Genomic DNA, 26,843 nt, shown 5'->3' on the forward strand with positions numbered 1-26,843 from the left:
CTCAGGCCAATCCGGCCAGTTCGGCCGCGCCGTCGGCCAGCAGGGTGGCGGCTAACGCCGCGCCCAGCTCGGCGGCCTGAGCCACCGTGCGCACCTCAGCGCTGGCGCTACGACGCAGCACCTCGGTGCCGGCCGGATCACAGGCCACCGCCTCAAGCACCAGGGTGTCCTCGGTGAAGTGAGCCAGCGCGCCAATGGGCGCGGCACAGCCGGCCTCGAGGGTGCCCAACAGCGCCCGCTCGGCGGTCACCTCGCACCGGGTGGCGTGATCGTCGAGCTCGGTCAGCGCCGCGTCCAATTCGCTCAGGCCGGTACCGCCAGCGCGGACCTCCACGGCCAACGCGCCCTGCCCCGGGGCCGGAAGCATAATGCTCGGGTCAAGGTAGTCGGTGATATGCCCGCCCAAGCCAAGCCGATGCAGCCCGGCGGCCGCGAGGATCACCGCGTCCAAGTCCCCCTGCACGCTACGGCCCACGCTGCCGTCGTCGTGAGTATCCCCCACCCCGGCCACCCGGCCCAGGCGGGTGGGCACATTGCCGCGGATGTCCACAACTTTCAGGTCGGGGCGGTGCGCCAGTAGCTGCGCTGCGCGGCGCGGCGAACCGGTGCCCACCTTTGCGCCCTGCGGTAGCTGCGCCAGCGTCAGACCGTCGCGGGCGCAGAGTGCGTCACGCACATCCTCACGCGGCGGGATCGCGGCGATCAGTAGCGGTTCGGGCTGGGCCGTGGGCAGGTCCTTCAGCGAGTGCACCGCCAAGTGGCAGCCGCCGGCCAGCAGGTGCTGGCGTAGCGCGGCCGCGAACACCCCGGTGCCGCCGAGCTGCGAGAGCGGACCAGTAACGACATCTCCCTCGGTCCGCACCAGTTCGGTGTGCACGCTGAGCCCGGACAGTTGGGCGAGCTGGTCGGCGGCCCAAGCGGTCTGTGTCGTGGCCAGCTGGCTGGCGCGGGTGCCGACGGTGAAGCTGGCACTCACGACGAACAACCCACAACGGTCGCGTCGACCGCGGCGATGGTATCGCGCAGGCTTCCATCGGCGGCTGGCTTGATGCAGCAGCCGGGCTGGCAGGCGTCGAACCACGGGCCGAGGCTTACCTCTGATACGCGCCCGTTACGCCGCGGCTGCCCGTCGGGGCCAAGCAGCCGTTCTTCGATCAGATCCACGAGCCCGGACACGAAGGCACGGTGGGTGCCTGGAGTGTTGGCCCGGCGGAAGGCCAGGCCCAGCTCTGCGCAGGTGTCCTTGGCCTCGGTGTCTAGGTCCCAGAGCACCTCCATGTGATCGGAGATGAACCCAATGGGCACGACGACCACGCCGGCGACCTGGTCCGCGGCGTCCTGTTCGAGGGCGTCGTTGATATCCGGTTCCAACCATGGAATGTGCGGTGCGCCGGAACGCGACTGGTAGACCAGCTCGTGCTCCAGCCCGGCGGACTGCGGAACCTGGGCCAGAATGCGCTCGGCCACGGCCCGATGCTGGGCGGTGTACAGGTTTTCGGCCAGCCCCTGGCGCAACTGCTCGTTGCCGGCGGCTTGCGCGTCGGAGAGCGGAATGGAGTGGGTGACGAAGACGATCTTGATGCGTCCCTCGGTCTTGCCGGCCTCGTCGAGTTCTTGGCGCACCTCGTCGAGGCAACGGCCCAGCGAGTCGACGAAGGGTTGCACGAAAGCCGGGGTGTCGAAGAACTGGCGGATCTTATCCACCTCCAGTTCGCCGGCCAGGCCGGTGGCCTTCAGCCCCATCCCGAGATCCTCACGGTACTGGCGGCAGGCCGAGTACCCGGAGTACGCGCCGGTGCCCAGCAACAGCACCTTGCGGTGTCCGTCGGCGTGGATCTGCTCGAGCGTGTCGTTCACAAAGGGCTTCCAGTTACGGTTGCCCCAGTAGATCGGCAGCTTGATATCGCGGGCCGCCAGTTCGGCCTCGAGGGCGGCGATCAGTTCGCGGTTCTGCGCATTAATCGGCGAGATGCCGCCGTTGGTGCGGTAGTGCACCGCCACCTCTTCGAGGCGCTCATCGGGGATGCCGCGCCCGGCGGTGACGTTGCGCAGGAACGGGATCACGTCCTCCTGCCCCTCGGGCCCGCCGAAACTGGCGAGCAACAGGGCGTCGTAATCCTTGGCCGGTAGCTGGGTGCCCGCGGCGAGGCTAGGGGCGGGAATACTCACTTGAGCACCTCAAGTACCTCGTCGGCGCTAATGCGTCGGCCGGTGTAGAACGGGGTCTCCTCCCGCACATGGTGGCGGGCTTCGGTGTAGCGCAGGTGGCGCATCATGTCGACGAGGTCGATCATGTCGTCGGCCTCCAAACAGACCTGCCATTCGTAGTCGCTGAAGGAGAATGCCGCCACGGTGTTGGCCAGCACGGTCGGGAATTCACGACCCAGGATGCCGTGGTCGCGCAGCATCTTGCCGCGGGCCGCCGGGTCCATGGTGTACCAGTCGTGCGAACGCACGAACGGGTAGACGGTCATCCATTCCTTGGCCGCCACACCACGGGCGAAGGCCGGCGAGTGGTCCTTGGCGAATTCTGCTTCACGGTGCACCGCCATCGTCGAGTAGGCGATCTCGGTACCGTCGAATAGGGAGCTACGACGAATCTGGCGCATGGCCGCCTGCAGCAGTTCGGCGGCAGGACCGTGGATCCAGACCATTACGTCGGCGTCGGCCCGCATGCCGGAGACGTCGTAGAGACCGCGCACGGTCACCGACTCGGCGGCCAGGGACTCGCACAGGCTCTGGAAGTCCGCGGCCGCCGAGGATTCGGGCTCAATGGCGGCGGCCCGCTTAAACACCGTCCACAGCGTGTAGTACATCGTCGGGTTCTCGCCCGCGGCTTCGCGGTCGCGGATTACCGGCGAGTTGTGCTCGATTGGCTGGCTCAATTCCTGCTCCTTCTCAACTTTCTTTGGCTCCGGTGTGGTGCTTAGCTCACGCTGAGCGCCACGGCCGAACGCGCGTGGGCGATGACGCGGGCCAGTCCGGTCCCCGCCACCCAGGCGCCGGTGACGGCAAGTCCGGGGTAATCCTTCTCAATCTGAGCCACCACGGCGCGACGTTCGGCAGCGGCCGGGCCTTGCAGGGGCACCACGTCGCTGAAGCGTTGCACATGGCTACCCAGCACATCATCTTCGGTTAATTCAACACCCAGAATCTTTGAGGCGTCTTTGACGGCCTGTTCGATCAGTTGGCCGTCGCTACCGGTGGCGACCAGCTCGTCGGGCTGCCCGATGCGGCCGTAGGACAGCCGCACCACGTGGGTGCCCGGGCCGGTCTGTTCGGCCAACCACGGCCATTTCGCGGTGGCATGGGTCAACGCCTTGGCGCGCACCGGCGCCGACTCGTTCACCAGCGCCCCCGAACCGCGTGGGGCGTCGTCCAGCTCGGGCTTATCCACCAGCAAAATCGCCAAGGCGATGGCGTTGCTGCGCTGTTCGTCGGCTCCGGGCAACTCCCGGCCAAGTCCTTCAAGCAGTTCCAGGGCCGGCTGTGTTTCGACGGCCAGCACCACCCGGTCCGCGGCCACCGGTTCGCCATGCACGCTCACCGCGAAGGGCAGCGGCTGATCCTCCCGGTATTCGATGCGATCCACCGTGGCGTTGGGGACCAGCAGCGCACCGGCCTGGTGCAAGTGGTCCACCAGCGACTCGATGAGACGGTAGATCCCGCCCTCGATCCCAGCCACGCGTGAGCCGGCCGGAGCATCCTGCTGCAGCTGGGCCACGGCCTTGGCCAGCGACCCGGTCTCGAGCATGGCCCGACGCAGGTCGGGGGCCGCTAGATCCAGATCCAGTTCGCTTGGGTCGGTGGAATACACCCCGGCGATAACCGGGGTGACCAGCTGTTCGAGCACCGCGCTGCCCATGCGCTGGCGCACCACTTCGGCCACGGTCAACGGCTTGGTCGCCCAGTTCCGCGGGATCGGGGTGACCAGGTCGGTGGCCGCGCGCACCGCGGCGGCCCGCCCGATGAGCTCGCGAAGCCCCTCGCCACGCAGGTGGGCGGGAATGCCCAGCAGTGCGGTGGCCGGCAGTGGGTGGGCGCGTACCGCCTCGTCCTTGCCCTGCACAAGCCAAGCGGTGGCCCCGCTGGTGGGAGCAATGCGATCGGCCAGGTCCATTTCGCGCAGGTAGTTCGCCACCGTGCCGCCGCGCACCGCGAAGGACTCGGCCCCCGAGTCCAGCGGCAGACCGTCAATCTCGGCGCGCGAAATGCACCCGCCAAAACGATCGCTGGCTTCGAGCACGGTGACCCGGTGCCCACTTTGGCGCAGGTCACGGGCGGCAACCAAACCGGCCAGCCCGCCCCCGATCACCACCGCATGCGGCGCACCCTGCCCGGCTTCACGGGAGCCTTGTGGGTGGCGGCGGGTTTCGGCGGCGGCGCGCACCTTCTCCAATAGACGCAGCGCGTGGGCGGCGGCCTGCCGCGGCTGCTTATGCTCGGAGGTTCGCTTGTCCTGGCTCGTCATGCGCGCACCCTTCCTCGAAGTTTCTCCCCGGCCCCGTAGGCTGCTGCAAGGTGGCCGGTGAGAAGCGAAATTGCCTGTTGCACTTAGCTTAGTACCGCCGAACTACAGCGAGTGAATGAGCTCAACCACACGGGTCAGCACGGTGGGGTCGGTGCTCGGCGGCACGCCATGGCCCAGATTGGCGACGTAACCGTGGGCCTGCTGCCCGGCGGCGACCACTTCACGCACATGCGCCTCGAGCACCTCCCACGGTGCGGTGAGCAAGGCCGGGTCGATATTGCCCTGCACGGCATGCTTCGGTCCGATCCGCTCAATGGCGGTGGGCAGCGGGATCCGGTAGTCCACGCCCACGGCGTCGACCCCCACATCACGCATCGCACCAAGGAGCTCACCGGTGCCGGTGCCAAAGTGAACCAGCGGCACCCCGGTATCGCGCACCATGTCCAAGGCCAGCTTGGAATAGGGAGCCACGTACTTTTCGTAGTCGGGCAGGGACAGGGATCCGGCCCAGGAGTCGAAGAGCTGGGCGGCCGACGCGCCGGCCTCAACCTGTGCGCGCAGGAACACGCCGGAGGCCTTCGCCGCCCAACGCATCAGCCCGTCCCAGACCTCCGGCTGGGCGTGCATCAAGGTGCGCGGCCCGAGGTGGTCGCGGCTGGGGCGCCCCTCCACCATGTAGGCCGCCACCGTGAAAGGTGCCCCGGCAAAACCGATCAGCGGAGTGGAGCCCAGCTGCTCGATAGTCAACGCCACGGCTTCACGGATTGGTGCCAGCGACTGCTCGGTGACCTCCGGCAGCGCGGCCACCTGCTCGGCGGTACGAATCGGGGTATCGAGCACCGGGCCCACCCCGGGGACAATGTCGACGCCGATCCCGGCCAGACGCAGCGGGATCACAATGTCGGAGAAGAAGATGCCTGCGTCGACCTTATGACGACGCACCGGCTGCAGGGTGATTTCGCTGGCCATCGCCGGATCAAGGCAGGAGTCCAACATGCTCACGCCCTCGCGCAGCTTCAGGTACTCGGGCAGGGAGCGGCCAGCCTGGCGCATGAACCACACCGGCTGGTGGGACGGGGTCCCGCCTCGAAGGGACTGGATCAGTGCGGAGTCTGCGGTACGCCCGTCAAGCAGGGGATGGTTCTTCGGCAAGGTCATGGCTCAATTCTGCCAATCTTCGCCCATAAAAGCCCATCGTGACGTCGTGGCGCGGCCCACAGGTGAGCAAGATTACCCGCTAAATCACCGCGATCTTAGGTAGTCCTGCGTTGTTCGCGCTGAACGAAACGTCGTATTCTGGGCTCACTGTGGTTTTTTTATCTCTTGTCGCATCGCATTCGCAGCTCGATCTTGAGACCGTGGCCCAACTGAGCGCCTCGGTCGACGGGCTGGCCGTCGCGTCCCGCACGTCGCCCGGGACCATCGACGGCCTCGTGGTGCTGGCCACCTGCAACCGTTTCGAAGTGTACGCCGACGCGCAGGACCCCAACGCAGCCCGCCAGACGCTGATCGCCCACATTTCCCAGGCCACCGGCTTGGCCGCAGACTTCCTGACCCGCAAGCTCAGCTACCTCCGTGGCGATCAGGTCATCGACCACCTCTTCTCGGTGGGCGCCGGCCTGGATTCCGCGGTGGTTGGTGAACGCGAAATCGCCGGCCAGGTACGCCGGGCGCTGACCGCGGCACAACAACAGAAAACCACCACCGGAAACCTGACCCGCCTCTTTCAGCACGCCACACGCGCCGCGAAAGACGTGGGATCCAACACCACCTTAGGCACCCAGGGTAAATCCGTGGTTTCGGTTGCCTTGGATCTGGCCGAAGATCTCATGGGCCCGGCCCGTGCCTTCGGCGAACAGGACATCGTCCTGTTCGGCACCGGTTCCTACGCGGGGGCCACCATGGCGTTGCTCAAAGAACGCGGCGCCAAGCACATCAGCGTGTACTCCAATTCGGGACGCGCCGCCGGTTTCACCGAGCAGCGCGGCGGGACCCCGTTGAGCTTCGACCAGCTCCCGCAGGCCCTGCGCCAAGCCGATATCATCATCGGTTGTTCCGGCGGCGGCACCCAGCTCACCGTGGATCATCTCGCGGCGCTACGCCGCGGGGACCAGCCCCTGATCGCCATCGATATGGCGCTGACTCACGACTTTGACCCGCAACTGGCCGACCTGCCCGAGGTGGATCTGATCACCCTGGAATCGGTGCGCATGGCCGCACCGGATGAGCAGGCCTTGGCCGTGCATCAAGCGCAGCGCATCGTCGATCGTGCCGCAGCAGAATTTTCCGCGCTGCAGCGCGAGCGCGAGGCGGATCACGCCATCGTTGCGCTGCGCCGCCACACCCAGCAGGTCCTGGAGACTGAGGTCGCCAAGGTGCGTTCCCAGCACGGTTGCTCGGCCGCCGCGGAGGAAGTCGAACTCGCCATGCGTCGCATGGTGCGCCAGCTTTTGCACGTCCCCACGGTGCGTGCCCGCGAACTGGCCTCCGAGGGACGGACCGAGGACTATGTCGCCGCGCTGGAAACGCTCTACGGTTTGGATTTGAGCGCACCGCAGTCGCCGGCGGCACCCGCCGAACAGCGGGTCGACGAGCAGACCGTGGCCGGATGCCCGGTTTTGCGGCAGGACCGCAGCGCGTAGATCTGCGCTCCCGCGCGGTAATCGCGCAATTTTTCGGGCGGCAATACCCCTGAACCATCGATAGGCGTGAAATACTACTGGGAAGTGGTCTGCTAAAGACGGCTCCCACGTCTTGGTGGACTCACGATGACTCGCTGGTGGAAGGCCAAGGTGATGGTACTGAATTCGGATGCGCGGCCCGTACGGACTCCCCGGATGCCGCGCGAGGCCCGGCGCAAGCAACTGCTTGAAGCCGCCCATCAGGTTTTTGTGGCCCACGGTTACCACGGGGCGTCAATGGATGAAATCGCCGACGTCGCCACCGTCTCTAAACCAGTCCTCTACCAGCACTTCCCCGGCAAGCGCGAGCTCTACTTGGCATTGCTCGACGCCCACCTCGCCGACTTCAGCGATCTGCTCAACGACGCGATCCTCTCCACGCAGGATAACCAGCAGCGCGTACTGAACACGATCGCCACCTACTACCGGTACATCAACCGGGAGTCGCAGGCCTACCGGCTCATTTTCGAATCCGACGTGCTCGCCGATGAGCTGATCGCCGAACGCATCGAAAAGTTCAACTCGATGCTCGCCGAATCCATCTCGCGGGTCGTTGCCAGCGACACCGACCTCGACGAGGCGCAGGCGCTGCTCGTGGGCCGCGGTCTGGCCGGGTTGGCACAGGTTTCCGCCCGCTACTGGGCCGGAAGCGGACAGCAGGTCTCCATGGATACCGCCATCGATCTGATCTCTCGTTTAGCTTGGCGCGGAATTTCACAGTTCCCGAAGGAAATCTAGTTACATTTAGGTTAGGCACCGCACCAGCTGTGCGGTTCGAGAAAACTTTTCGAGAGGATTAAAGCCATTATGGAAATCCGCATTGGCGTGCAGAATGTAGCCCGCGAGGTCGTGCTCGAGTCCGAACAGAGCGCCGCCGATATCAACGCCCTGGTAGACACCGCGCTCTCCAGCGGTCAGCCGCTGCGCCTAAGTGACGCCAAGGGCCGCGAAGTGGTCGTCCCCTCCGCCGGACTGGCTTACGTGGAGATCGGCCCCGAAGAGGTCCGCAAGGTCGGTTTCGCCCAGCTGTAACGCAATATTCGCGCAATCTCACAGGCCACCGGCGGAAATCTTTTCCACCGGTGGCTCTTGTGTATCCAGTGTCGGCAGATAAGGCTAGGGTCGTGAAAGAAAAACAGGTCAAGTGCCGTCGCAGCCAGGGCATCGATGAGCTACGCGAACATTTAGCCCGGCTCGAGGACGAATTCGAAACTCCAGAGGAGTTCAGCGAAGAACTACTGCGCGCCGCCCGCCAAGCCATCGCGCAACTGGAATCACCGGCGCACGACGACACCGATCTGCCCTTCTTCACCATCGACCCGGCAGAGTCCACTGACCTGGATCAGGCGATGTATTTGGAACGCACCGACGACGGCTACCGGGTGCACTATGCCATAGCCGACGTCCCGAACTTTGTGCGGCTGGGCACCGCCCTCGACTCAAGCACCCGCCGACGCGGGCAAACCTACTATCTGCCGCACCGCAAAATCAGTTTGCATCCGGAAGTCATCTCCGAGGACCACGGTTCGCTGCTACCGGATCAGACCCGCCCGGCCTTGCTCTTCAGCATTGAGCTCGACGAACAGGGCGCAATGGGCCCCTGCACCCTGCGGCACACCCTGATCCGCTCACGCGAAAAACTGGACTACGAGGGCGCCCAGGCAGAACTCGATAGCGGGCAGGGGCGCGAACAATTACGCCTACTGGCCGAAATTGGCCAGAAACGTCGTGTGCAGGAACGTGAACGTGGCGGAGCCTCGCTGAACTTGCCCGACCAAGAGGTCGTCAAGCACAACGGCTCCTACCGGCTCACCGCCCGCCGCACGCTGCCTTTGGAAGAGGCCAACGCCCAGATTTCGCTCTTGACCGGCATGGCGGCCGCGCGGATGATGCTCGAGGCCGGCGTCGGTATCCTACGCACCATGCCAGCCCCGGAAGACTCCGCGATCGAGGAGTTCCGCACGCAAACCGAGTTGTTGGGGCACCGCTGGGACGGCTCCCAAAGCTACGGTCAGTACCTGCACACCCTCGATATCGCCGACCCGCGGCAATTGGTGATTATGCACCGCGCCGCGGCCCTTTTCCGTGGGGCCGATTACCAGGTGGTCAATGGCCAGGACCCACAAGATGTGATTCAAGCGGCCCTGGCCGCGCCCTATGCCCATGTCACCGCCCCACTGCGCCGCCTCGTGGACCGTTTTGGGCTACTCACCTGCTTGCTAATCAGTCAGGGGCAGCAGCTTCCCGCGGAACTGTCGGAGGCGCTGAACCAGGTGCCGGATCTCATGCGTGCCTCTAACGCCGCCAACGGCCAGATTTCTCGGGCCGCGGTGGAACTCGTCGAAGCCTATGTGCTCAAGGATCGGGTTGGGCAGAGTTTCGAAGCGATTGTGCTGACCCTGCCCGAGTCCGACGACGCCCTCCAGGCACGCGAAGGGAACATCCAACTGGTCGACGAGCCGGTCACCGCACGCTTTCGCGGACACAGTGCCCCCGGCTCTCTCATTGCGGTACGGCTGCAACTGGTCGACGTCGGCAAACGCCGGGTACTCTTCGAGGAAATCGCCGGTCCGGAGGAGTGAAAATATCCTCCGTTGCCACCTACGGGCTATGCTTGGGCTATTGAACTATAGGATGCCCGGTCGCACCGCGCTAAGAAATTGAACGAGGACCCGGTGGCTTCCCAGCGGCCACCCGTGCCCCGCCAGCCGCCCTTCAGGGCGCCGGCCAGGACACGAGAATCAGCGATCGGCTCCGCTGGCAACGCGCCAGCCGTCGGCCCACGGGCCACGCAGCTAGGCGCCTTCAAAGAAATGAGACTCACGAACCGTGACAGAGATTACCACCGAGACGACCGCCCCGGCGGCTCCCATCGAAGAAAAAACCTTCGCCGACTACAAGGTCCGTGAAGACATCGTCGGCTCGCTGCTTGAAGCCGGCATCGAACACCCTTTCCCGATCCAGGCGCTGACCCTTCCGGTTGCCCTAGGCGGCAATGACATTATCGGCCAGGCCAAGACCGGTACCGGCAAAACCTTGGGCTTCGGCATCCCAGCCCTGCAGCGTGTGATCCGCGAAGAAGACCCCGGCTACGCCGATCTGGAGTTCCCCGGGGCCCCGCAAGCACTGATCGTCGCCCCGACCCGTGAGCTGGCCCTGCAGGTCGGCGCAGACTTGGCCAAGGCCTCCAAGCACTCGAATATCCGCATCACCACCATCTACGGTGGACGTCCGTACGAAGAGCAGACCTCCGCGCTGACCGCCGGCACCGACGTGGTCGTCGGCACCCCGGGGCGTCTGATCGACCTGAACCGTCAGCGCGTGCTGAACCTCAAGCAGGTGCGCACCGTGGTCTTGGACGAGGCCGATGAGATGCTCGATCTGGGCTTTTTGCCCGACGTGGAACGCATCCTCTCAGCACTACCTCCGGTACGCCAGGCGATGCTCTTCTCCGCCACCATGCCCGGCCCGGTCATCACCATGGCCCGTCGCTACATGTCCCGCCCCACCCATATTCGGGCCCAGGATCCGGACGACGACTCGATCACCAAGCGCAATATCCGTCAGCTCGTCTACCGCGCCCACAACCTAGACAAGGACGAGATGGTCGCCCGCCTGCTGCAGGCCGAGGGCCGTGGCCGCACCATCATTTTCACCCAGACCAAGCGCTCGGCCGCGAAGCTCACCGACGAATTGATCGACCGTGGCTTCAATGCCGGGGCGCTGCACGGGGATTTGGGTCAGGGAGCCCGCGAGCAATCGCTGAAGGCCTTCCGCTCGGGCAAGGTTGAAATCTTGGTGGCCACCGATGTGGCGGCCCGCGGCATCGACGTGGACGACGTCACCCACGTGGTGAACCTGCAGTGCCCGGATGACGAGAAGACCTACCTGCACCGTGTCGGCCGCACCGGCCGTGCGGGCAACGACGGCACCGCCGTGACCTTCGTCGACTGGGATGACGTGCCGCGCTGGTCGCTGATTAACAAGGCTCTGGGTCTGAACGTGCCCGAACCGGTGGAGACCTACTCCTCCTCCCCGCACTTCTTCGCCGATCTGTCGATCCCCAAGGGTACGAAGGGACGCCTGCCGCGTGCCGCCAAGGCCCGGAGCGAAGAGTCCTCGGCTCCGCGCAACGAACGCTCCTCGCGCCGCCGCAGCTCAACCCCGCGCAACCGTACCCGCACCCGCACCGTTGAGGGCGAGCAGACCGGTTCCGAAGGGTCCGGTGCCCGCCACGGCCACTCCAAGGGCAAGCACGACCGTCCGGCTCGCGAAGCCGAGCGGCACCGTGAGACCTCCCCCGCGCAGGAAGAGGGTCAGCCGGCCAAGCGCCGGCCGCGTCGCCGTACGCGCCGCACCACGCGTACTCAGGAGGACTAAGCACCCCATGCTCGATGCACAAACGAGCGACCCTCGGTCGACCCCCGACGGGCCGGCCGAGGGCAACACCGTCATGCACGGGGAAAATCTTCCGGTCCTCGAGTCACTGCCGGATGAATCTTTTCAGCTAATCTACGTTGATCCGCCGTTTAACACCGGTCGTACTCAGCGTCGTGCCGAACGCACGATGATTCGCTCGGATGAGGGCACCCACACTGGTTTTCAGGGGCGCTCCTATGACACGGTGCTCGGCGAGAACCGATGGTACACGGACAGTTTCGACGACTACCTCCAGTTCATCGCCCCACGGTTGATGCATGCGCATCGGCTCTTGAACGAGACCGGAACACTCTACGTACATCTGGACTACCGCGAGGTGCACTACGTGAAGGTGTTGCTCGATGACATCTTCGGCCGCAAGTGCTTCCTGAACGAAATCATCTGGGCGTATGACTACGGTGGACGGGCGAAAAGCCGCTGGCCATCCAAACACGACACCATCTTGGTGTACGTGAAGGACCCGAAAAAATACCACTTCGACTCGGCCGAGGTCGATCGCGAGCCATATATGGCTCCGGGCCTGGTGACACCGGAGAAACGAGCCAAGGGCAAACTCCCCACCGATGTATGGTGGCACACCATTGTCTCACCCACGGGCAAGGAGAAAACCGGCTATCCCACCCAGAAACCCGAGGGAATCCTGCGCCGAATCATCTCGGCCTCCTCACGCCCCGGGGACTGGGTCTTGGACTTCTTTGCAGGTTCTGGCACCACCGGGGCCGTCGCGGCGGCCATGGATCGCAAGTTCTATCTGATCGACCAGAACGATCAGGCCATTGAGGTAATGCGCGGACGGCTGCCGGACGGCACCGACTTCGCAACCGTCGAAGCCTAGAGCAGCGCCGGGCTTCCGGTGGCCGTGGCCACAATACGTTCGAGCATTTCCGGCTCGGTGAGATTCTCACCGAGCCGGTTGAGCTTTCCGGTCCCGTGATAGTCCGAGGCCCCGGTGACGATCAGGTCGTGCTCGGCGGCCAGCGCACGCAGGAAGACCTTGCCTTCGGCCGAATTATCGCGATGGTCAATTTCGAGACCGTGTAACCCGGCATCGATCATGTCGTGGAAGGTTGATTCGGGTACCACTCGTCCGCGGGAGGAAGCCATGGGGTGAGCGAACACGGAGACTCCCCCGGCCTCACGCACCAGCCGTACCGCATCGCGCGGGTCAATCGACGGGTGCGAAACATAGTATTTGGAGCGCGTCGAAAGCACATGCGCGAAGGCCTCGTTGCGGTCTTCGACCACCCCGGCACTGACCAGGGCGTCGGCGATATGCGGGCGCCCCACCGTGGCGCCGGGCTGGCAGTGCTCATTGACCAGATCCCAGTTAATTGGGAAGTCTTCGGCCAGTAGATCGACGATTCGCCGAGCGCGCACCACACGCGAGCCGCGGGACTCCGCCAACTCGTCGAGCAAGGGCTGGTACTCGGGGTCCTGGAGATAGCACAACAGGTGCACGCTGATGCCGGTGGTGTCCTGGCAGGTGATCTCCATGCCCGGCACGAATCCAATACCGCATTCGGCAGCCACCTGGCGGGCCTCATCCCATCCGGTGGTCTGATCATGATCGGTCAGTGCCACCACATCCAACCCCGCCGCCTGTGCCGCGCGGATCAGGTCACCGGGGGTTTCGGTCCCGTCGGAAACGTTTGAGTGCGCGTGCAGGTCTATTCGCATAGTTCCTAGGGTATCCCGCGCGCTGACACTTTGCCCCTATCCACTCGGCAGTGACAGTATGGTGCCATGACTAACGAACCAAGCACCGTTTCGGGGAACGACCAGCCCCTCGAAGACCGGGTGAACAACCGCTCGCAACGACCCACTTCGCGAGCTTTCCAGGAATTCATGGGCTCGCACTGGGCCACCGATACCTCCGAACTGCCGGCCGCCGATCCGGCCGCACCATACGCCGCGGCACGCCGGGCCGCGCTGTCGGCGAAGTTCCCGGGCGAACGCCTGGTCATCCCGGCCGGTCCGTTGAAGGTCCGTTCAAATGACACCGATTACCGATTCCGTCCGCATTCGGCATTCGCCCACCTGACCGGGCTGGGCGTCGACCACGAACCGGACGCGGTACTGATCCTCGAACCGACCGACGAGGGCGCCGGCGATCAGGGCTCAAACCACGCCGCCACCTTGTACTTCGCTCCGATGGCCGGGCGTGACTCCTCGGAGTTCTACCTGAACTCGCGTTCCGGTGAATTCTGGATCGGCCCACGCCCGACCCTCAGCAGCCTCTCGGCCCGCACCGGGCTACCCACCGAGGGACTGGAGCAGCTGGAACTGGCCATCACGAAGAACGCCGGGCCGCAGGCCCTGGGCGGCATCCGCATTCGCCTGCTCCGCGAGGTCGACCTGAACGTGGAAGCGTTGGTGGACACCTCGCGCATCAACACCGGTCAGGATCTTGAGGCCAGCGACGCGCTGGATGGCGAGCTCGCAGAATCCCTCTCCGAGTTGCGCGTCATCAAGGACGAATACGAGATCGCCGAGCTACGCAAGTCGGTCAACGCCACCATCAACGGCTTCGAAGATGTGGTGCGCAACCTCGACAAGGCCATCGCCCACGAGCGCGGTGAGCGCATTGTGGAGGGGACCTTCTTCGCCCGGGCCCGCGCCGAGGGTAACGAGCTGGGCTACGACACCATCGCGGCCAGCGGCAATAACGCAACGATCCTGCACTGGATCCGCAATAACGGCACCGTGAACGAAGGCGAGGTGCTGTTGCTCGACGCCGGCGTCGAAGCTGACTCGCTGTACACCGCCGATATCACCCGTTCGCTTCCGGTCAGCGGTCGTTACACCGAGGTGCAGCGCAAGGTCTACCAGGCGGTGCTTGACGCTGCCGACGCCACCTTCGCCGCGGTGAAGCCGGGTCTGAAATTCCGTGACCTGCACACCATCGCCACCACGGTTCTGGCCGAGCGTCTGAACGACTGGGGTCTGTTGCCAGTGTCCCTGGAGGAAGCGCTCTCCCCCGAGGGCCAGCATCACCGTCGGTGGATGCCGCATGGCACCAGCCACCACCTGGGCCTGGATGTCCACGACTGCGCGCAGGCTCGCGCCGAGCTGTACCTCGACGCCGAACTGCAAGAGGGCATGGTCTTCACCATCGAGCCCGGCCTGTACTTCAAGAAGGAGGATCTGGCGATCCCCGAGGAGTACCGCGGCATTGGTGTGCGCATCGAGGATGACATCCTGGTAACCGCCGACGGCGCGGTCAACCTTTCCGCAGCGTTGCCGCGCACCCCGGACGAGGTAGAGGCATGGATGGCTAAGCTCCGCGGCTAATCCCCACGCCCCACACATACATCAGGCTCCGAACCCTTGAGGGTTCGGAGCCTGATGTATGTAGATCTCTGCGCGAGGTCTAGACGCCCTCATCCTTGCGTTCGGACTGCGACTGCTCGGCGTCGTCCTCCGGGGCGGATACCGGGGGCTTTGCGGTCACCCGTGGCTCTTCGTCGGCCTCCGGTGAGGGTGCCTGCTGAGCCGGGGACGGCGCGGCCGGTGTCTGTGGCTGCTCCGGCGCCGGGGCGGGGCTGTTCGTCGGTGCCTTCGGCTCGGACACGCGCACGCCATAGCGCGGGCGTCCATCGGGCAGGTCCGGGAACTGGCCACTGGCCTCACGCGGCGCCTCGGCCGCCGGCGTACCCTGTGCCGGTGCGGCGGGCTGCGCTGGAGCCTGTGCCGGAGGCTGCTGCTGGAATGGGGCCTGCGGAGGGGCCGGTGCCTGCGCCTGCGGCTGGACCGGCGCTTGTTGTCCGCGCATCGGTAGCTGAGCGGCCAGCGTACGGGCGGCCTGTGCATGTTCGAAGTCGACGACCACATCGAAGCTCGTCGCCACGAACTGGCTCGAGGAGGCAAAGTCGCGCTTTCCGCGGCGGGTCGAGTAGCTGACCACTCCGGCGATCATCCAGATCGCCATACCCAAACCGATGGCGGAGAGCACCTGGTAGAGACCGTTGCCGGCCCCCGAGAACAAGGAGAGCAGCAAGCCGACGAACAGGCCCATCATGGCGCCCTGTGCCGCGCCAGCCAAGGCAACCTTCGGGTACGAGAGCTTCGCGGTGACCCGCTCGACCGTGCGCACATCGTTGCCCACAATCGTCACGGCCGCCACCGGAAAGTCGTTATCCGCGAGGTAGTCCACCAGCTTCTGGGCATCCAAATAGCTGGTGTAACGCCCCAGCAGCTCGCCGCGTGGCAGGCCGTTGGGACTGATCGTGTTCATTCCTTGTGGAGAGGTCATATCACTATTGTGCACGTAATTGCTGTGTGTCTGCCCAGCATATGAAAGCTCGATCGCTTAGGACGTAATGCGATACCCGCACCGGGGCACGGCCCGCGCTAGGGTAGGAAGGGTGAGTGCGCAAGTATCTAAAGTCTTTGTCGCGAGGTTGCTCGGCCTAGACGTATTCGACCCGCTGGGTGACCGTCTGGGCCGCCTGCGCGATGTGGTCGTGGTCTCTCGCGGCCCCAACCGTGCCCCTGCCTGTGTCGGCGTCGTGGTCGAGGTCCCCGGCAAGCGCCGCGTCTTCGTGCCCATGACACGTATCCAGTCCATGGAGTCCAATCAGGTCATCTGCTCGGGCCTGATGAATATGCGCCGTTTTCAGCAACGCGGTCAGGAAATGCTGGTCGTGGGCGAGATCTTCGACCGCAAGGTCTATTTCGTCGACGGTTCCGGCCGGGGCGTCGTCGAGGACATCGGCTTGATCCAGAACCGCCGCGGGGACTGGGAAATCCACGAGTACTTCGTCCAACGTATCGAATCGGGCGGCTCGCTGTTGGGGCTGCGTTCCCGGAAACGCAATTCGGTCTTGGTCACCTGGGATGAGGTGCGCCACGGAGCGGAAAGCGAACCTCAGGCGGCGGATAACTTCGTGGCCACTCACGATGAGATGAAACCGGCTGACTTCGCCGACGCGCTCCACGAGATGAGTGGCAAGCGCCGTCTGGAAATCGCCGCCCATCTGCAAGATGACCGCCTCGCCGACGTGCTGCAGGAGCTGCCCGACCGCGAACAGGTCGAAATCCTCTCCGCGCTCGGGCTCGAACGCGCCGCGGACGTGTTGGAGGAAATGGACCCGGACGACGCGGCCGACCTGCTCGCCGAAGTCGAGGAAGACACCAAGCACCAGTTGCTTGAGCTGATGAACGACGAGGAAGCCGAAGACGTGCGTCGTCTTCTCGCTTACCCGGAGGGTACCGCCGGTTCGGTGATGACCCCGGTTCCGGTCATCCTGACCCCGGAGTCCACCGTCGCCGAGGCCCTGGCCGCGGTTCGCCAGGAGGAACTAAGCCCCGCGCTGGCCTCGACCGTGTACGTGGTGCGTCCGCCCTTGGAGACTCCCACGGGACGGTATGTGGGCCAAGTTCACATTCAGGCACTCTTGCGGACCGCTCCCCCGGAACCGGTCGGCGATATCCTAGACAAGGAGCTTGAGCCGGTCTCCGATCTGGCCGATATTTCCGAAGTCGTCCGCCACCTCGCCACCTACAACCTGACCTCGGTCGGGGTGGTGAACAAAGAGGGTCGGCTCGTTGGAGCGATTACCGTCGACGACGTGCTCGACCATCTACTGCCCGACGACTGGCGCTCACAGGACTAGGCAAGAAACCCGATAGCCACCGGGCACCCCGCACCGTACATTTCACGCAGCAAAGGAGTTCTGCTAATGGCCGAACCACGCAAGACTGGCGGACTTGATACTCCCCTCGCTGCACGAAGTCGCTTCTGGCCTAAGTTCAACCCGGACCCCGACCGTTTTGGCTCGGCGACGGAGAAGTTCGCCCGCTTCATGGGCACCCCGGCGTTCCTCTTCTACATGACGATTTTCTGTCTCGTCTGGCTAGGGTGGAACACCTGGGCGCCAGCCGAATGGCGTTTCGACTCCGCCGCACTGGGATTCACCGCGCTGACCCTGATGCTCTCGCTTCAGGCCTCCTACGCGGCTCCACTGTTGCTGCTGGCGCAGAACCGACAAGACGACCGTGACCGTGTCTCGCTCACCGAGGACCGTGCTCGGGCCGAACGAAACCTCTACGACACGGAGTACCTCACGCGCGAGCTTGCCAGCCTACGCCTGGCAATGCGCGACGTCGCCACCCGTGACTACGTGCGTTCCGAACTGCGCAATGTCCTCGAAGAGCTGCTCGAAACCACCGACGGCGAAGAGCTGCACCTGCGCGCCAAGCGGAAGTCAAAGTCCAACCCCACGACCGGCCTGATTGAACAGGTCGACCCCTCCAAGAACCCGAACCGCAAAAACCCGAAGAGCCAAAAGTAGTGCCACAAGACAACGAACTGCTCCAGGCGCTCTCTGCCGTCACCGACCCGGAGCTGCGCCGCCCGATCACCGAACTGAAGATGGTTGAGTCGGTGAGCTGCGACCACGGGGTAGCCCGTGCACGCATCTTGCTCACCATTGAGGCCTGCCCTATGCGCTCCCGTATTGAGCAGGATGTGGCCGAGGCCTTGTGCACCGTGCCCGGGGTCGAACGCGCCGAAGTAGAACTCGGGGTCATGTCACCCGAGCAGCGCGCGGAGTTGCGCAGTTCGCTAGCCTCGCGGCGCACCCCATTCTCCGATCCTTCCTCGCTCACGCGCGTTATCGCCGTGGCCAGCGGCAAGGGCGGCGTCGGCAAGTCATCGGTCACCGCGAACCTGGCCACGGCCATGGCCAGCGCGGGCCTGAAGGTCGGGCTGATCGACGCGGACGTGCATGGGTTCTCCATTCCTTCGCTGATGGGTATTTCGCAGAATCCCACCCGTGTCGATGACATGATTCTTCCCCCGGTAGCCCACGGGGTGAAAGTCATCTCCATTGGCATGTTCCTCGAGGACAATGCGCCGGTCATCTGGCGTGGCCCGATGCTGCATCGCGCCCTGGAACAGTTCCTGTCCGACGTGTACTTCGGCGACCTCGATGTGTTGCTTCTGGACCTCCCACCGGGCACCGGCGACATGGCCATCTCGGTGGCGCAGCTATTGCCCAATAGCGAACTCTTGGTCATCACCACGCCACAGTCCACCGCGACCCAGGTCGCCGAACGCGCTGGCACCATCGCCCTGCAAACCAAGCAGAAGGTGATTGGCGTGGTGGAAAACATGAGCTATCTGCTGTTGCCCGACGGCACCCCAATGGAGGTCTTTGGCTCCGGCGGCGGTCAAGCCCTCAGCGACTCGCTGACGGACCAGCTGGGCTATCCGGTACCGCTGATGGCCACCCTGCCCTTGGAGCAATCACTGCGTGAAGGGTCGGACCAAGGTGTACCCGTCGTCCTGCAGAACCCGGATAGTCCGGTCGCCCAGGAGCTTGTAGCTCTGGCGGCTTCACTGTCCCAGCGTCCACGCGGTCTTGTCGGCAAGTCCCTACCCATAAGCTTCTAGCCGCACACGTTCCGTGGGCGTACGGAACCAAATTTGTTAGGTACCCCGGGCAGTCGTGAATCGAATTTCGACGGCTGCTCCCGGCTGAACCGCCGAGCATACGTCGCGCGGGGCTGCTGCCCGACGTCGGATCACGGCGAACTGGACAAAAGATCTGGATCCCGTGAACCTTCTGCGCGATCTCATTACCAGGCACGCGCATGCTGCTCGCCATCGATCCCATGTCGTTTACCGTCTGGATCTGCGATGGCCACAGTGCAACGCATCGGCGCTCCGGCGCTTCCTGAGCCTAACTTTGAAGGCTAGACCAACCAACCGGAGTCGTGCCGTCAAGCAATTCACAGGGCGTCGTCTGCTCGGCAACCACTTGTGCCAAAGTCCTCATGTCGCCGATCAGGTCCGAATGGGTAGATCGTCGACCGGCATCCATCATGTCTTGATCAACGAGCTGCGCCAGATTGTAGGTTCAGCGGCGCGTACTCCTATTTAGCAAGGCAATATCCGGTCGTCGTCCCCGAACCAGAGTAATACCAGTAGCCGGGCAAACAGTGGAGCCCATACACGTGAGGATCTAGGCCCAGGCCGATTCTGACAGCTTGCGTCGATCGGTGTATCGTCCTCCAGCCAGTGATTGGCCCCCATGAACCAAGCTCGAGCCACATGAACCGATTCGTTCCCGTCACGTATTCAGGCATCGAATGATGCAAAGCGCGGCCTCATGACGGCATCCAGCTCCGGTAGTCATTCACCGGACTCGGGCCCTGACCGGGCCTCCGGTCCGGCCGGAACGGCGCCGTGCCGGAGAGCGGTCGCCGGCTATTCTCCGTCAAATGCTCGATTGGCTATGGTGCAAGGCGTGAAACAGGAGATTTGCCCTGATTCCATACTGATGCAGAGCAAATCCCCTAACGCAATTTCAACCTAGCGGGGAGCTTGAGTTCGCCGAAGCTCTTTGGACTTCGCGATGCTGTCCGCGACGGCACCCCAGGCGCATCCAACCACTGCGATGCCGGCAACGACGATCCACCACACCGGCTGTTCCGGAACCGCTGTCAGGTAAAGCACCACTGCCACCAGCACCAAAAGTATGAGCATGACAGGAACACCGTTCAAGTTCTTATTCTTCATCATTCTCCTCTAGGCTTTCGGCTAGCTGAAGCAAGTGCCCCAGATAGAATCCACGCCGAGTAATTTCGCCGTAGCGCTACCGACGGCAATTCGGGTAGCTGCCTATATTCCGGCGCTTCTCGTTGAGGCGTTTCAGGCGCGCACCGGTACTTACATCGTATGTTTCAGGCTACCGAATCGTTTAACGACTCGATGTGTCGTGGATGTCGCGTGGGCACTCCCTGCAATCTCTGCAACGACAGTGGCAAGACAAACGGTCCGCCCCGCTATCGGGGTTTGAGATGGATCGTGTTACGCCGCAATCGTTGCTCCGGATCTATATGCTTCGGCAGTCTCACCCAGGGCACCCCGTCCTTGACGACGATCTCGAACAGCCCGGCGTGCTTATCCATGTGGTGCCCCTTGCTCAACGTGGCAGCGTTAGCCACGTTGGTCGGGCCGCCGTTCTCCCACGGATCCACATGATCCACCTCGCATAGTTCGGCGGGGACCGTGCATCCGGGCACGATGCAGCCTCGATCACGGGCGAGGATTGCGCGTTTCATCGCAGGCGGGAAGTACCGTTGCGAACGCCCCACATCAAGTACTTCGCTCTCCCCACCAAGGACCATCGGGATGATGTTCGCTTCGCACAGCATCCGTCGCAGGGTGCCTGGGTCGATTGCGAGACCGTGGGCGGTAATGCCACCAACCCTCGGCACCGCCCCGGCACCGGCGGTTTCGGCTTGGGCGAGATCCAATGCGTGCCGGTCGGCAAGACGAAGCATTTCACTGAAGGGGATGTGCACGATCACGGTGGGTCGGAACAGGCCTTGAGGTTTCTGAATACCACCACCCGTGGCGATGGTGCCCTCGGCACTACCTGTGCCGCCCGCAGATCCGTTGCTATCGGTATAGGTGTCGCAGTCACTGTCGCGCTCAACGTCAACCTCAGCTACGGGTCCGGACTCGGGAACGGTGGCGGGGATCGGTCCCAAACCGTTCGAGGTGCTCTGGGCACGTAACAGGTTCAGCAGCCCGGCCAACCGGCGTTGCGCCATCGTGGGCTCTGGCAATCCCAGATCATCGGCCCGAGCGGTCTCCGCTTCCTCATCGGTCAGGAAGTCCGGATGCTCTCCCGACCCACCACCAGTGGTTTGATAGGCGTGGGCTGAGCTACTTTTCGCGCCCTGCACCGCCGCGGCATGCGCGTCGGTACGTAGATGATCGATCTGACCCAGCGCCGACTCCAGATACTCGCTATCCTCGCCATCGGCTTTGAACACGTAGGTGGTGACCCCGTTCTTCGTACCCCGCCGGAACAGGCCTGTACTTGCGTGCGGGTCACTGACGGTGCGGGCTGCGGTGGTGTGGGTGAAGAACTTCTTAAGTTGATCATCGCGGGTACGTGGGTCGGGTTCTTCCAGAAGCCGGGCGGTGTGTTCTTCCAACGCGACCGGGTCATCAGCAGCACCATCAAGGTCGGTGGTGCTACCGGTGGTCGCGGCGAAGGGCGAGTCGAGGACACCGGCCCCGGTGGTCGAATCGGAGTGCGTGATTTTCTCTAGGCGCCGGGCCGCAGTGAGAACGGCGTGCGGGTCGGTACCTGAGGCGAATTGTTCGGCGAGTTGGCCGAAGAGCGGGACACCGGGAACCTCGGTCGTGGTGGTAGGTAACGCGATGAGTCGGTGGGCATCCTGAATCCTAGCTTGGGCAGTGAAATAGTCCAGATGGAGCCAGTTGCTGAGAAAGCTGGTGGTGTCTCGGTAGGTGGGGCGGCCCGGAGTCAAGGTGCACGGCCCGGTCAGAATCGAGGTGCCCGGGCATCCATCCGGGGCTTCCTGTGCGTGTTGGTTGTCCAGGACGTCCGATGCTTTCGCCGGTACAGCCTGCGTACCCGGTCCGTCCCGGCCGTCCACGTCGTCCGGCTCATCGAGCGCGTTCAGGTTCTCGAAGACCGTCAGGTCCAGATCCGGGTCGGCCAGCGCGTCCAACACCAGGCTAGGCAGCGCGTGGGCTGCGGTGGCTTCGGCCCGGTGTGCGGCGTGCAATTGGTTGCGTAGCAGTTGCCGGGAGATTTGCTCGGTGTAGCGGGCGGCCAGGGCCGCGATCCGCGGATCGTTATCCTGCGCCAGCAACGCGGGTAGTTCGCTCAGGTAGGTGGTGATCAGAGTCAGGGCATGCAGATGCGCCGCCGCGGTGCGACGGTTCCCTGTAGTGCTCCGGTCGTTGAGTGCCCGAGTGAGGTCGGTGATCTGCATGAGCCCAGTCTCTCCCCGACCGGGGTGAGAGTTCTACGCAGGGCGCACGTGATGTGGATAAACGTGATCTGAGATGGCGCGGGTCCACCGGCACGGACGATGAGGGCACGTCGCGCGCGGCGAAAAAGCGGCGCAGTGCAGGTCCATCGCGCCGATACCGACGGCCTAGAACACGGAAAATGGCATGTCGGAGATGGTCACACCGACGATTCGAACCAAGGTCAGCTCCGAGGTGGTTACTAGGTCGCCTCGGTATCGAAGGGCGCCGGTTCCCCGGCTGCCAGAAGCGCGCGCTCATCAACCGCGATCGCGCTCTTACGCTGCGGTGTTTCGGGGCGCGAGGCAATTGGCTCCTGCTTGGCGGCTGCTACGGCATCGTCGAAATCGTCGAGCAACGCATCTTTGATGATCCGGCGCGGGTCATATTGCCGCGGATCGAGCTTACGCCAGTCCAGGTCGGCCACTTCGTCGCCGACCTCTTCACGAAGCTGCTCCTTGGCCCCGTTGGCCATCCGGCGCAACTCCTTGACCAAGTTGGCGAGCTTTTTGGCATAGTCCGGTAGCTTCTCAGGCCCCAAAACCACCACAGCGAGGATGGCGAGTACCAGAAACTCGCCACCGTTAATCCCAAGAAACTCCACGTCCTACAGATTACCCTCTCGCCGCGTCCTCATGCCATGCGGCAGGCTAGGCCGACGGCCGCAACTTGCGCGAGATGCGCGGCAGCGAGACCGTCAATGGTGCCCGGTTGGCCGGGTTTCGGTGGGCCAAGGCGTCGCGCAACATGGCACGGCCGCGGTGAATGCGTGAGCGGACCGTGCCCAGCTTCACGTTCAGGATCTGTGAGACTTCCTCGTAGGAAAAGCCTTCGAGGTCCGAAAGCACCACGGCGGCACGGAAGTCGGGCGAGAGGGAACGCAACGCTTCTTGCACGTCGACGTCGAGATTGTTGAACTCGAAACCCCGCTCGGGTGTGACTTGGTTGCTGGGCAGGCGGTCTTCGGCGCCCTCGGCGAACCGGTCGAAACGGATCTTGGACTTGCGCCGTGCCTGATCAAGGAAGAGGTTAGTGGTAATTCGGTGCAACCATCCGGCCATCGTCCCGGGCACGTACTTATCGAGCGCGTTGAAGGCCCGAACGAAGGCTTCCTGTGAGAGATCCTCCGCGTCTTGGCGGTTACCGGTGAGCCGGTACGCCAAACGAAACACCTGATCGCCGTGGTCGTGGACCATTTCATCCCACGTAGGGATCGACGAATTCGACACCATAGGGTGCGAGGCGGTTGCGGTCGAGAAAGTATTCACATTAACGATTGTGGGTGGTAAAGCTGAGCTGAGGCTAAGAATGAACTGCGTGGCTCCCCGCAGTTCAAGCCCGGCGCGGTGGACTCGGATAGGTAACATGGTGCTAGTCGCAACTTCCCCATTTCCAAGGACCACGTACCTATGCCCTCGATGAATCCCGAGCTGCTGGCAAGCTGGAGCTACAGCCAAAATCAGGCCCCCGAGGATGAAACCATCCTTCGGGCCCGCCAGCGCGCCCAGGACCTCGGAGTCAGCTGCATCGATCCCGGCGGCCGCGCCATGCTCGAGTTGTTGTGCGCCCTGCGCGAGCCGCAGAACGTGGTGGATATTGGTGCCGGCGTCGGCGTCGCGGCCATCAGTATTTTGAGGTCTTTGGGCGAACTGGGCACGCTGACGGCGATTGAGCCGGACCGTGAACGGGCCACTGCGCTCCGCGAAGGTCTGCGCGACGCCGGTTTGCTGGCCGCTCGCGCCCGAGTGATCACCGAGCGCGCCGAGAATGTGCTGGGGCGTCTGGCCGATCACGCCTACGATCTCGTGCTGCTCGATACCGGTTCCGCGGAGTTGCTGGATCTGGTCGTCGAAGCCAAACGTCTGATCGGGCCACGCGGCGTGATCGTCATCAATAACGCCTACGACGAGCACCGGGTTGCCAAACCAGCGGTTCGCCGCGAATCGACGGTGGCTATGCGCGATGCCATGCGTTTGCTACGCGAGGACCCGAAACTTCGCGCCCACCTATTCCCCAGCGAACAGGGACTCTTCGTCGCCAGCGCCTTCGCACGCTAAGCAGGCATGCCAAAGGGCCAGCCGCACGGCCGGCCCTTTATTCGCGCAAGGCGTTATTCGGTAACGCCCATCAAGCAGTTACGCAGCTCAGCTGCCTCGGCGTCGTTGAGCTCGACTACCAAGCGCCCACCGCCATCAATGGGAAGGCGCAGAATCAAGCTACGACCTTCCTTGGTTACCTCCATCGGTCCGTCACCGGTGCGTGGCTTCATCGCAGCCATGTAAGCTGTTCCCTTCGTCCGTGGCTAACACGCGCAACATGTGTTTGCTTTGCGCACAACCGAATGCCTTGCCCATTGATCACGACGATTTCATTCCAGATCAACGGGTACTTATGTTTATTATCGCTAATTTTCGCTCGTGTCGCTAATCACACGCCGTGCCTTAAGGTCACGAATTTCGTTTTCCAGCCGGGTAATTTCCGCCGAAAGCACGTCCAGGGTGTCATCAACCTGATCGCAGCGGTAGCCACGTAACCCCAGCGAGAAACGCACCGCGTCGACATCGGCCGCCCGCGGATGTTCGGGAAGTAGCACCGGTGGCAGCGAAGGTTCGGGCTCGACGAGTCCGACGATTGGCTCCTGGACGGCCGCGAACCGACGCCCCTTACCTGCCGCGCTGGAACGTTGCATCGAGACGAGGAAGAACAACGCACCGATGAGTACGACGGCCAGAGCTACCAGAAGGAAAGGCATGCGTTACTCCCAGGTCGCGCCGTCGTCGGTTCCGTCGCGGCGCATGGTGCGCAGCACGAGATCCACGGCCTCATCCGGGTCGTCGGTGAGCTGGAACAGTTCCAGATCCGCGGCGGAGATGGCGCGTTCCTCGGCCACGGTGTTACGCAACCAGTCCACCAGGCCACCCCAGTAGTCGGTGCCCAGCAGAACGATCGGGAAGCTGGTGATCTTCTGCGTCTGCACCAGGGTCATGGCCTCAAAGAGCTCGTCCAGGGTGCCGTAGCCGCCGGGCAGCACGATGAAGCCCTGCGAGTACTTGACGAACATGGTTTTACGCACGAAGAAGTAGCGGAAGTCAATGCTCTTGTTGACCCAGGGGTTTTGCCCGGTTTCAAAGGGCAATTCGATACCGAGCCCGACGGAGGTGCCCTCCGCGTTGGAGGCTCCACGGTTCGCCGCCTCCATGGCCCCGGGGCCACCACCGGTGATGGTGATCAATCCGGCCTCGGCCAACCGTTGTCCGACGCGTTGCGCCCACGCGTAATACTTGCTCTCCGGGCTGGTGCGGGCCGAACCGAAGACGGCCACCGCAGGTCCAAGGCCGGCTAGGGTGCCGAAGCCGGAAACGAACTCGCTTTGGATCCGCAGTACCCGCCAGACGTCGTTGTGGGTAACGTCGCCCTGCGGACCTTTCAGCAGGTAGTGGTCGAGCTGCTCGGTGGGCTTTTTCCCCGAGGGCTCCGAAGGCGCGGACTGCCGCTGTGCGCCGGAGGCGTTCTCTTCGCTCTGTTGCTGATGAACCATGTCTTCACTGTATCCCGTGGGCCTTTTCAATCCACGCATTGGGCGGAACACGAACAGGCAAATATTCGATAACAGTTGCAGTTCACTTGCGAAGATCTCGCGTAAGCTTCGTCACATCGGCTATCGTCATACTCATGAAAAGCGAACAAGAGGCATCGGCGTCGCATGCTGGCCCAATTGTCGAGCTGTCTGGGGTCAACAAGCACTATGGCGACCTACACGTATTGCAGAACATCAATCTCGAGGTCTCCAAGGGTGAAGTAGTTGTCATCCTCGGCCCCTCGGGATCGGGAAAGTCTACGCTCTGTCGCACCATCAATCGTCTGGAAACGATCGATGAGGGCAGCATTGCGATCGACGGCAAGAAGTTACCCGAGGAAGGCAAGGCCCTAGCCAATCTGCGGGCCGACGTTGGCATGGTCTTCCAGTCCTTTAACCTCTTCGCACATAAGACGATCCTGGAGAACGTCACCCTGGGCCCGATCAAGGTCAAGGGGATGAAGAAGTCCGAGGCCGACAAATTGGCCATGTCGTTGCTGGAGCGCGTGGGGGTGGCCAACCAGTCCCACAAGCTACCGGCCCAGCTCTCCGGTGGTCAGCAACAGCGTGTGGCTATTGCCCGCGCCCTGGCCATGAAGCCCAAGGTGATGCTCTTCGACGAGCCCACCAGTGCGCTGGATCCGGAAATGATCAACGAGGTGCTGGACACCATGGTGGGGCTGGCCCACGAGGGAATGACGATGCTAGTGGTGACCCACGAGATGGGCTTCGCGCGCAAGGCCGCCGACCGCGTGATCTTCATGGCCGACGGTCAGATCGTCGAGCAGTCCAGTCCCGAAGACTTCTTCACCAACCCGCAGAGCGATCGTGCCAAGGACTTCCTCGGCAAGCTCATCACCCACTAATCACCCA

Annotated in this window: 26 protein-coding genes; 12 read left to right on the forward strand and 14 right to left on the reverse strand. The window is 63.7% G+C overall.

Translation table 11 applies throughout. From position 1 onward, the window contains the following. Position 1 precedes the first annotated feature (1 nt). From hemC to hemE, 5 genes are all read right to left on the reverse strand, one after another. Positions 2 to 976, reverse strand: coding sequence for a hydroxymethylbilane synthase (hemC, locus tag ACJD00_RS10760; protein WP_418907004.1), 975 nt, complete (start codon positions 974 to 976; stop codon positions 2 to 4). Then, the gene (locus ACJD00_RS10765; protein ID WP_418907005.1) at positions 973 to 2,169 is read right to left on the reverse strand and encodes a ferrochelatase; all 1,197 of its coding nucleotides are present in this window, start codon (positions 2,167 to 2,169) and stop codon (positions 973 to 975) included. The genes hemC and ACJD00_RS10765 overlap by 4 nt, the downstream gene beginning before the upstream one ends. Then, complete coding sequence (hemQ, locus tag ACJD00_RS10770) at positions 2,166 to 2,816, reverse strand: hydrogen peroxide-dependent heme synthase (protein WP_418909330.1); 651 nt, start codon at positions 2,814 to 2,816, stop codon at positions 2,166 to 2,168. The genes ACJD00_RS10765 and hemQ overlap by 4 nt, the downstream gene beginning before the upstream one ends. Before the next feature lie 110 nt (positions 2,817 to 2,926). Beyond that, a complete protein-coding gene (gene hemG, locus ACJD00_RS10775; RefSeq protein WP_418907006.1) occupies positions 2,927 to 4,471 on the reverse strand; it encodes a protoporphyrinogen oxidase in 1,545 nt (514 codons plus the stop codon). Between the two features lie 102 nt (positions 4,472 to 4,573). Continuing rightward, a complete protein-coding gene (hemE, locus tag ACJD00_RS10780) occupies positions 4,574 to 5,629 on the reverse strand; it encodes a uroporphyrinogen decarboxylase (protein WP_418907007.1) in 1,056 nt (351 codons plus the stop codon). Between the two features lie 149 nt (positions 5,630 to 5,778). Here hemE and ACJD00_RS10785 point away from each other — a divergent pair, with 149 nt between their 5' ends. The 6 genes from ACJD00_RS10785 (at position 5,779) to ACJD00_RS10810 (ending at position 12,427) form a co-directional block, all read left to right on the forward strand. Next, positions 5,779 to 7,113: a glutamyl-tRNA reductase gene (locus tag ACJD00_RS10785; RefSeq protein ID WP_418907008.1), complete on the forward strand. Its 1,335-nt coding sequence runs from the start codon at positions 5,779 to 5,781 to the stop codon at positions 7,111 to 7,113. A 126-nt stretch (positions 7,114 to 7,239) separates the two neighbouring features. Then, complete coding sequence (locus ACJD00_RS10790; RefSeq protein ID WP_418907009.1) at positions 7,240 to 7,890, forward strand: TetR/AcrR family transcriptional regulator; 651 nt, start codon at positions 7,240 to 7,242, stop codon at positions 7,888 to 7,890. 69 nt (positions 7,891 to 7,959) lie between these two features. Further along, on the forward strand, positions 7,960 to 8,184 hold the full coding sequence (locus ACJD00_RS10795; RefSeq protein WP_309406428.1) for a DUF3107 domain-containing protein: 225 nt from the start codon (positions 7,960 to 7,962) through the stop codon (positions 8,182 to 8,184). Between the two features lie 92 nt (positions 8,185 to 8,276). Beyond that, entirely contained in the window at positions 8,277 to 9,734 is a 1,458-nt protein-coding gene (locus ACJD00_RS10800; RefSeq protein ID WP_418907010.1) for an RNB domain-containing ribonuclease, read from the forward strand. A 247-nt stretch (positions 9,735 to 9,981) separates the two neighbouring features. Further along, on the forward strand, positions 9,982 to 11,532 hold the full coding sequence (locus ACJD00_RS10805; protein ID WP_309406425.1) for a DEAD/DEAH box helicase: 1,551 nt from the start codon (positions 9,982 to 9,984) through the stop codon (positions 11,530 to 11,532). A 7-nt stretch (positions 11,533 to 11,539) separates the two neighbouring features. Further along, positions 11,540 to 12,427, forward strand: a complete 888-nt coding sequence (locus ACJD00_RS10810; RefSeq protein WP_309406424.1) for a site-specific DNA-methyltransferase — start codon at positions 11,540 to 11,542, stop codon at positions 12,425 to 12,427. Here the strand turns inward: ACJD00_RS10810 and ACJD00_RS10815 are convergent. After that, positions 12,424 to 13,269: a PHP domain-containing protein gene (locus tag ACJD00_RS10815; RefSeq protein WP_418907011.1), complete on the reverse strand. Its 846-nt coding sequence runs from the start codon at positions 13,267 to 13,269 to the stop codon at positions 12,424 to 12,426. The two genes, ACJD00_RS10810 and ACJD00_RS10815, sit on opposite strands and share 4 nt — an antisense overlap. A 66-nt stretch (positions 13,270 to 13,335) precedes the next feature. On the opposite strand from ACJD00_RS10815, the gene ACJD00_RS10820 reads away from it, so the two are divergent. Then, a complete protein-coding gene (locus tag ACJD00_RS10820) occupies positions 13,336 to 14,883 on the forward strand; it encodes an aminopeptidase P family protein (protein WP_418907012.1) in 1,548 nt (515 codons plus the stop codon). 79 nt (positions 14,884 to 14,962) lie between these two features. Here ACJD00_RS10820 and ACJD00_RS10825 read toward each other — a convergent pair whose 3' ends face one another. After that, the gene (locus tag ACJD00_RS10825) at positions 14,963 to 15,844 is read right to left on the reverse strand and encodes a general stress protein (protein WP_418907013.1); all 882 of its coding nucleotides are present in this window, start codon (positions 15,842 to 15,844) and stop codon (positions 14,963 to 14,965) included. Positions 15,845 to 15,956: 112 nt separating this feature from the next. Between ACJD00_RS10825 and ACJD00_RS10830 the strand changes: the two genes are divergently transcribed. The 3 genes from ACJD00_RS10830 (at position 15,957) to ACJD00_RS10840 (ending at position 18,988) form a co-directional block, all read left to right on the forward strand. Continuing rightward, positions 15,957 to 17,207, forward strand: a complete 1,251-nt coding sequence (locus ACJD00_RS10830) for a magnesium transporter MgtE N-terminal domain-containing protein (protein WP_309406418.1) — start codon at positions 15,957 to 15,959, stop codon at positions 17,205 to 17,207. Between the two features lie 66 nt (positions 17,208 to 17,273). Then, positions 17,274 to 17,885, forward strand: a complete 612-nt coding sequence (locus ACJD00_RS10835; protein ID WP_309406417.1) for a DUF1003 domain-containing protein — start codon at positions 17,274 to 17,276, stop codon at positions 17,883 to 17,885. After that, a complete protein-coding gene (locus tag ACJD00_RS10840; protein WP_418907014.1) occupies positions 17,885 to 18,988 on the forward strand; it encodes an Mrp/NBP35 family ATP-binding protein in 1,104 nt (367 codons plus the stop codon). The genes ACJD00_RS10835 and ACJD00_RS10840 overlap by 1 nt, the downstream gene beginning before the upstream one ends. 921 nt (positions 18,989 to 19,909) lie before the next feature. Here the strand turns inward: ACJD00_RS10840 and ACJD00_RS10845 are convergent. From ACJD00_RS10845 to sigE, 4 genes are all read right to left on the reverse strand, one after another. Continuing rightward, a complete protein-coding gene (locus ACJD00_RS10845) occupies positions 19,910 to 20,119 on the reverse strand; it encodes a hypothetical protein (protein ID WP_418907015.1) in 210 nt (69 codons plus the stop codon). Between the two features lie 263 nt (positions 20,120 to 20,382). Then, complete coding sequence (locus ACJD00_RS10850) at positions 20,383 to 22,356, reverse strand: HNH endonuclease signature motif containing protein (RefSeq protein ID WP_418907016.1); 1,974 nt, start codon at positions 22,354 to 22,356, stop codon at positions 20,383 to 20,385. Between the two features lie 239 nt (positions 22,357 to 22,595). Further along, positions 22,596 to 22,997: a sec-independent translocase gene (locus ACJD00_RS10855; protein ID WP_309406410.1), complete on the reverse strand. Its 402-nt coding sequence runs from the start codon at positions 22,995 to 22,997 to the stop codon at positions 22,596 to 22,598. A 46-nt stretch (positions 22,998 to 23,043) separates the two neighbouring features. Then, positions 23,044 to 23,661: an RNA polymerase sigma factor SigE gene (sigE, locus tag ACJD00_RS10860; RefSeq protein WP_309406408.1), complete on the reverse strand. Its 618-nt coding sequence runs from the start codon at positions 23,659 to 23,661 to the stop codon at positions 23,044 to 23,046. A gap of 141 nt (positions 23,662 to 23,802) precedes the next feature. On the opposite strand from sigE, the gene ACJD00_RS10865 reads away from it, so the two are divergent. Beyond that, the gene (locus tag ACJD00_RS10865; RefSeq protein ID WP_309406406.1) at positions 23,803 to 24,450 is read left to right on the forward strand and encodes an O-methyltransferase; all 648 of its coding nucleotides are present in this window, start codon (positions 23,803 to 23,805) and stop codon (positions 24,448 to 24,450) included. Positions 24,451 to 24,503: 53 nt separating this feature from the next. Here ACJD00_RS10865 and ACJD00_RS10870 read toward each other — a convergent pair whose 3' ends face one another. The 3 genes from ACJD00_RS10870 to ACJD00_RS10880 form a co-directional block, all read right to left on the reverse strand. Then, entirely contained in the window at positions 24,504 to 24,671 is a 168-nt protein-coding gene (locus ACJD00_RS10870) for a DUF3117 domain-containing protein (RefSeq protein WP_309406405.1), read from the reverse strand. Between the two features lie 126 nt (positions 24,672 to 24,797). Beyond that, complete coding sequence (locus ACJD00_RS10875) at positions 24,798 to 25,145, reverse strand: DivIVA domain-containing protein (protein ID WP_418907017.1); 348 nt, start codon at positions 25,143 to 25,145, stop codon at positions 24,798 to 24,800. Between the two features lie 3 nt (positions 25,146 to 25,148). After that, positions 25,149 to 25,931 carry a TIGR00730 family Rossman fold protein gene (locus ACJD00_RS10880; protein ID WP_418907018.1) on the reverse strand — a complete coding sequence of 261 codons (783 nt, stop codon included), beginning with the start codon at positions 25,929 to 25,931 and terminating at the stop codon, positions 25,149 to 25,151. Between the two features lie 134 nt (positions 25,932 to 26,065). Between ACJD00_RS10880 and ACJD00_RS10885 the strand changes: the two genes are divergently transcribed. Then, positions 26,066 to 26,836 carry an amino acid ABC transporter ATP-binding protein gene (locus ACJD00_RS10885; protein WP_418907019.1) on the forward strand — a complete coding sequence of 257 codons (771 nt, stop codon included), beginning with the start codon at positions 26,066 to 26,068 and terminating at the stop codon, positions 26,834 to 26,836. Positions 26,837 to 26,843 lie beyond the last annotated feature (7 nt).

The organism is Glutamicibacter endophyticus (assembly GCF_048457885.1).
GTDB lineage: Bacteria > Actinomycetota > Actinomycetes > Actinomycetales > Micrococcaceae > Glutamicibacter > Glutamicibacter endophyticus.

What these genes read in the sequence shown, in the direction of transcription:
- hemQ (WP_418909330.1), bottom strand. Translation starts at nt 2,816, where the DNA reads ATGTACTACACGCTGTGGACGGTGTTTAAGCGGGCCGCCGCCATTGAG.
- hemG (WP_418907006.1), bottom strand. Translation starts at nt 4,471, where the DNA reads ATGACGAGCCAGGACAAGCGAACCTCCGAGCATAAGCAGCCGCGGCAG.
- hemE (WP_418907007.1), bottom strand. Translation starts at nt 5,629, where the DNA reads ATGACCTTGCCGAAGAACCATCCCCTGCTTGACGGGCGTACCGCAGAC.
- ACJD00_RS10790 (WP_418907009.1), top strand. Translation starts at nt 7,240, where the DNA reads ATGACTCGCTGGTGGAAGGCCAAGGTGATGGTACTGAATTCGGATGCG.
- ACJD00_RS10795 (WP_309406428.1), top strand. Translation starts at nt 7,960, where the DNA reads ATGGAAATCCGCATTGGCGTGCAGAATGTAGCCCGCGAGGTCGTGCTC.
- ACJD00_RS10810 (WP_309406424.1), top strand. Translation starts at nt 11,540, where the DNA reads ATGCTCGATGCACAAACGAGCGACCCTCGGTCGACCCCCGACGGGCCG.
- ACJD00_RS10815 (WP_418907011.1), bottom strand. Translation starts at nt 13,269, where the DNA reads ATGCGAATAGACCTGCACGCGCACTCAAACGTTTCCGACGGGACCGAA.
- ACJD00_RS10820 (WP_418907012.1), top strand. Translation starts at nt 13,336, where the DNA reads ATGACTAACGAACCAAGCACCGTTTCGGGGAACGACCAGCCCCTCGAA.
- ACJD00_RS10825 (WP_418907013.1), bottom strand. Translation starts at nt 15,844, where the DNA reads ATGACCTCTCCACAAGGAATGAACACGATCAGTCCCAACGGCCTGCCA.
- ACJD00_RS10835 (WP_309406417.1), top strand. Translation starts at nt 17,274, where the DNA reads ATGGCCGAACCACGCAAGACTGGCGGACTTGATACTCCCCTCGCTGCA.
- ACJD00_RS10845 (WP_418907015.1), bottom strand. Translation starts at nt 20,119, where the DNA reads ATGATGAAGAATAAGAACTTGAACGGTGTTCCTGTCATGCTCATACTT.
- ACJD00_RS10850 (WP_418907016.1), bottom strand. Translation starts at nt 22,356, where the DNA reads ATGCAGATCACCGACCTCACTCGGGCACTCAACGACCGGAGCACTACA.
- ACJD00_RS10865 (WP_309406406.1), top strand. Translation starts at nt 23,803, where the DNA reads ATGCCCTCGATGAATCCCGAGCTGCTGGCAAGCTGGAGCTACAGCCAA.
- ACJD00_RS10870 (WP_309406405.1), bottom strand. Translation starts at nt 24,671, where the DNA reads ATGGCTGCGATGAAGCCACGCACCGGTGACGGACCGATGGAGGTAACC.
- ACJD00_RS10875 (WP_418907017.1), bottom strand. Translation starts at nt 25,145, where the DNA reads ATGCCTTTCCTTCTGGTAGCTCTGGCCGTCGTACTCATCGGTGCGTTG.
- ACJD00_RS10880 (WP_418907018.1), bottom strand. Translation starts at nt 25,931, where the DNA reads ATGGTTCATCAGCAACAGAGCGAAGAGAACGCCTCCGGCGCACAGCGG.
- ACJD00_RS10885 (WP_418907019.1), top strand. Translation starts at nt 26,066, where the DNA reads ATGAAAAGCGAACAAGAGGCATCGGCGTCGCATGCTGGCCCAATTGTC.